This is a genomic window from Marinilactibacillus piezotolerans (assembly GCF_900114235.1).
GTDB lineage: Bacteria > Bacillota > Bacilli > Lactobacillales > Carnobacteriaceae_A > Marinilactibacillus > Marinilactibacillus piezotolerans.
Map to the genome: position 1 here is coordinate 1 of NZ_FOSJ01000088.1, position 5021 is coordinate 5021.

Genomic DNA, 5021 nt, shown 5'->3' on the forward strand with positions numbered 1-5021 from the left:
ACTTAAAGTAGCCGGGAAACTTGTCCAAACAGGTAGGCAAGTCTATCTTAAACTGTCTAGTTATCACGTTTATCATAAAGAATTCTATGCTGTCTTCGACCGCCTGAGGCGGTCCCATTCATGGGTATAAACTAAGCGGATACTATTTATTTAAGAGAAAAGTTCCAAGGGATAAGTGTGCCCAAAATTATACAAAAGTAATTTTTGGGCACTTACAAAAATGAAAAGAGTCTTTAAAAAGATTGTTTTGGGCAAAAGTTATCAAAATAAATAAAGCGAGAATGATTTTTTTAAGAGATTTACTTAAAATACAGAGTTATGAATTATTCAGGTCTTTAGTTAGGTTATAAAATTGATTCCTTCAGACTAATAATACCTTCCGTTCTTCGAGAACACTGCAAATTTATTCAATACTTCTGGTCTTCCAAAATATTATTTCTATAATGTCTACTCTGATATTTATTGATTCTTCTGATTAATTCTGATTCTTTTTTAGTCGATAAAGTAATCAATTTCACCCCATACTTGATATACCTATCTTCTTCTTTAAAAGAATTTCTTACAATATAGCCTTCTAGTTCAAATTTTTCGCCTTCTAATTCAAACATAAATGTATATTTATTGTATTTTGATATTGGAAATTTCTTTCGACTCATGAAAGATAAACCATTTCCACTTATGTTGATTAATATAATATTATATGTAGATTTTTTATTGGCATAATTAATCATAGTTGCCTGTTCAAAACCCTTTATTCTAACTCTGAATAGTCTTCTCCTGTTCAGCATCCAATTAGACCTCTTTCCCATAACTAATATTTAAAGCTTGACCATCTTCTTTTCTCTATTGATATAGGTACGTATTTATTATCTAGTTAATTTTTTCAATTCTATTTTAACATAAAACTATCAAAGTAAAGTAGGTCTAAAGAAGATTAATCTTTCTTGATTTCAAAAAAGACCCTATTTTATAGGGTCTTAAAGTTTATTTACCTCACCAGAGGGAATCGAACCCCCAGCTTGAGAACCGGAATCTCAGGTGTTATCCATTACACCATGGTGAGTTGACAACTCTGTAATTTTACTTTATTTTATCTGTTTTTACAAGGTCATATCCTGATTCATGAGAATCAGGGTGTCCTTACTACTTAAGCATGCTGCTGTTTTAATTCTTCAGCCATCTGATTTAGTTTGCGTAATCGATGATTGACGCCTGATTTAGAAACGCCTCCGTTTGGCACAAGTTCTCCCAGCTCTTTTAAACTGATATCCGGGTATTCCACTCTTAATAAGGCGATTTCTTGTAATTTATCAGGGATAGAATTAAGACCAATCATTCGGTCAATAAATTTGATATTCTCAATTTGTCTACCAGCTGCATCAATTGTCTTATTCATATTCGCATTCTCACAGTTCACAAGACGGTTGACCGAATTTCGCATATCTCTTACAATTCGCACATCTTCAAACTTGAACATACTTCCAGTAGCGCCGATTAGGGCTAGAAAGTTTGCTATTTTTTCTGATTCTTTCAAATAAACGATGTAGCCATTTCTTCTTTCATGGGTACGACCATTCAACTCAAACTCTTGCATCATCTGACAAATATCTTCATTATGCTCTTCATAACTAGAATGGATTTCCAGATGATATCTACTTGTTCCAGGACTATTGACAGATCCTCCAGCCAGAAATGCCCCTCTAAGGTAAGATTTCGCTTTTTGTCTGCTATTTAAGATTTCTTTGGGAATATGACCATGGTATAACATCCCATCCATTATACCAAGTTCTGATAAAATAAGTTTACTTCCACTTTTCAGCCGGACAATGTACACATTATTTTTCTTTAGTTTCATTTTTTTCCGAACTAAAAGTTCTGATTCTACATCAAAATTATCTTTAATCAAAGAATAGATTCTTCTTGCAATCGCTGCATTCTCAGTTTGTACATTAAGTAAAAACTCTTTATTAACTATACTCAACGTTCCATTCATTCTAATTAAAGCTGCAAGTTCTGCCTTGGCATGTTCAGGATGGACTTCTAACATCGTCAGTTCTTTTTTTACATCAGCTGCAAATGACATCTTGTTTCCCCCTTTCTTTTAAAAGTACTTCTTATCAAAAGTTTTTAAAAGCGCGTTGAGAATTGAAAGCAGTTCTGAAAATTTCTTCAGCCACTTTTTCACCGTTATGGTATACACCATGATTTCTCATTTCAAGAAAGTCATCTGATATGATATGAGGTACTGCTCCCTTCAAACCTTTGAAATCATGTTCCACCTGGAGCAGGTTTTCAGTAGATTGTTCTTCTTCTACATACTCATCAGGAACTTTCCCAATATTCGCTAGTGCAATATCAATAAATTTTTCACCTAAATGTCGGTGCAGAACTTCGATATGATCAGCATCTGACATACCTTCAGTTTCTCCTAATTGAGTCATTATATTACAGATATACACAACATTTGCTTCAGTATTCATGACTGCCTTTCCTATGTCTGGAATCATTAAATTCGGTAAGATACTTGTGTATAGACTTCCAGGACCTAAAACAACCATATCTGCATCCATGATTGCTGAAACGACTTTTCTGCTTGCTTTGATTGGATGAGGTTCTCCTACACAGGACAAGGCAACGTAATCGATCATTTTTCCAGATTGAGCGATGTGTGATTCTCCTTTTGCAGTCGTTCCATCCATATACCGTGCATTTAAAACAAGTGGTTCTTCAGCAGCCGGATAGACATGACCTTTGACTTGCATCATTTTTGCTAGAATCTGGATAGCTTCGTAAATATTCCCTTTCATATCTGCTGTTGCTGAAATAATCAGATTACCGATTGAGTGCCCCGATAACGACTGATCCTCAGATTGAAAACGATATTGAAAAATATCTTTGTGTATTTGCGAGATCTCAGATAATGCAATCAAGACATTTCTTAAGTCACCTGGAGGAACAGCATTGAGGCTTTCACGTAAGGCACCACTACTTCCTCCATCGTCTGCTACGGTTACGACTGCAGTAACATCCGCATCTTTCTCTTTTAAGCTTTTTAATATAACTGGAAGTCCGGTACCACCGCCGATCACGACGATTTTAGGACGTCTTTTCTTTAATCTCGTTTTCATCATGATCTCACGGTTGACTCCTTTGTTTTATCTTTGTCACGATGAGTAATATTAACTAAATACCCATCAGCTTCTATTTTGTGACCTAATCGTTCGGCTAAGGCTACAGAACGATGCTTACCACCAGTACAGCCAATTGCAATTGTTATATTGCTTTTTCCTTCTCTTTTATAACCTGGAAGAGAATAATCTAATAACTCAGCAAATTTTTTATAAAAGGGTTCTGTTTCAGGTTGCTGCATAACATAGTCATATACTTTCTTGTCTAAACCAGTTTGAGGTCTTAATTCTTCGATATAATGAGGGTTTGGCAGGAATCTCACGTCCATCACAATATCTGCATCTATCGGCAAGCCATATTTAAACCCAAATGAGACCATTTCCACGCGAAACATTTCTTTTTCTTTTGCTTTAAAATTTTCAATCAATTTTTCTCTTAATTGTCTTGGAGTCAGGTTAGTCGTATCAATAACGACCTGAGCTCGAGTTTTGATATCTTCAAGTAATTCTTTCTCTTTTCTTATTCCATCTATCGTGCGTCCGTTTGTAGCTAAAGGATGTGAACGACGTGTTTCTTTATAACGAGAAACTAGCTCTTTTTCAGTAGCTTCTAAATACAAAATACGCGTGGTAATATGTGGACTATTTTCAACTTTTAAAATTGTTTCTCTCATTTGTTCAAAGAAATCACGCATTCTAAGGTCCATTACTAAAGCAATTTTTGAAAAATGTCCAGATTCTCTGACTAGGTCCCAAAATGTTGGAAGTAAATTTGGCGGCATATTATCAACACAATAGTATCCCATATCTTCAAAACTCTGCATGGCAACTGTTTTACCAGCACCACTCATACCTGTAATGATGACAAGTTCTATATTTTCTCCCACAACTCAGCACTCCTTTTCAAACTATTACCCGCACTAATCTGACAGCTCATTCTGTCCATTCCATGTATTATAACATTCCGGGCGTGTCATGTATAGAGTATCTATAACTAATTTTAAAAAATTACATCAGAATTAACTATTTTTGTCTTTTGATGAATTAGATAGATTTAATCATTTTAAAAGAACAATCAAGCTGAAAATTCTCAGTCATGATTGTTCTTTTAAATTTCTATTATATTAGTGGTTTAAAAGTTGAATTTTATCCATGTAACTATTTCCTGAAAACAGATCAATATTTTTGAGTCACATAATCCACATCTTAATCAAAATTAATTAAATTCCTAATCCTTTTTTAGAGTATTTGTCCCTGTAACTTGATACATTCCACATTTTTGTGTTTTCCCTGTTATCAGCAAAGCAATTCCAGCTATTCCCAGCATTTTGCCCAATCCTTTTGTAAAAAAGAATAAAGGCGCTAAAGCAGCTCCAAAAATAATTCGTAAAATACTATCTAATTCTCCAATATTTTTATCCATATTATCGGCACCCTTTCTCTTAATATGTTGTTTACTTATTATAAGAAACATTTGTACATAGCTAAAGAAAAACACCTTAATAAATTTCTGTTTTAAATGTAAAAATCTTAAATAATCAAAAAAACAGAGGCTGGGACAAAAGTCTTAACAAACAAATAAGATCCGCTGAAAATCTACTTGAGATTTCAGTGGATCTTATTTGTTTATGTAAGCAAAAGGAGCACGGCTTTGGTATAATATAATCACCACAAAAACATCATAGAAAGGGTGCTCCTTATGTATACTCAATATACCATGAACCAAACAACCTTGCCATTAGAAATGAACTGTTACTTACCAGAAAATCATATCGTCTACTCTATTCATCAAGTTGTGGAAGATTTAGATGACTCGCAATATCACTTAATTGAAAACGACTTTGGTCGCCCGGCTTATCACCCGAAAGTTTTACTCAAAGCGCTACTATTTGC

The 5021-nt window shown here is 34.2% G+C and carries 6 protein-coding genes; 1 reads left to right on the top strand and 5 read right to left on the bottom strand.

The features are described 5' to 3' along the window. Positions 1 to 407: 407 nt before the first annotated feature. The 5 genes from BM212_RS11960 to BM212_RS11980 form a co-directional block, all read right to left on the bottom strand. The gene (locus BM212_RS11960; protein ID WP_177206473.1) at positions 408 to 788 is read right to left on the bottom strand and encodes a PilZ domain-containing protein; all 381 of its coding nucleotides are present in this window, start codon (positions 786 to 788) and stop codon (positions 408 to 410) included. A 359-nt stretch (positions 789 to 1147) separates the two neighbouring features. Further along, positions 1148 to 2083: a DNA-binding protein WhiA gene (gene whiA, locus BM212_RS11965; protein ID WP_072694245.1), complete on the bottom strand. Its 936-nt coding sequence runs from the start codon at positions 2081 to 2083 to the stop codon at positions 1148 to 1150. 34 nt (positions 2084 to 2117) lie between these two features. Then, positions 2118 to 3134, bottom strand: coding sequence for a gluconeogenesis factor YvcK family protein (locus tag BM212_RS11970; protein WP_177206476.1), 1017 nt, complete (start codon positions 3132 to 3134; stop codon positions 2118 to 2120). After that, positions 3128 to 4015, bottom strand: coding sequence for an RNase adapter RapZ (gene rapZ / locus BM212_RS11975; protein ID WP_072694244.1), 888 nt, complete (start codon positions 4013 to 4015; stop codon positions 3128 to 3130). The genes BM212_RS11970 and rapZ overlap by 7 nt, the downstream gene beginning before the upstream one ends. Positions 4016 to 4356: 341 nt before the next feature. After that, complete coding sequence (locus tag BM212_RS11980) at positions 4357 to 4551, bottom strand: YgaP family membrane protein (RefSeq protein ID WP_177206474.1); 195 nt, start codon at positions 4549 to 4551, stop codon at positions 4357 to 4359. Positions 4552 to 4827: 276 nt separating this feature from the next. Between BM212_RS11980 and BM212_RS11985 the strand changes: the two genes are divergently transcribed. After that, on the top strand, positions 4828 to 5021 hold a 194-nt coding region (locus BM212_RS11985), incomplete at its 3' end, for a transposase (protein WP_483869209.1).

Bases quoted from the DNA above. Each gene is read 5' to 3' on its own strand.
- BM212_RS11960 (WP_177206473.1), bottom strand. From the start codon at position 788: ATGCTGAACAGGAGAAGACTATTCAGAGTTAGAATAAAGGGTTTTGAA.
- whiA (WP_072694245.1), bottom strand. From the start codon at position 2,083: ATGTCATTTGCAGCTGATGTAAAAAAAGAACTGACGATGTTAGAAGTC.
- BM212_RS11980 (WP_177206474.1), bottom strand. From the start codon at position 4,551: ATGGATAAAAATATTGGAGAATTAGATAGTATTTTACGAATTATTTTT.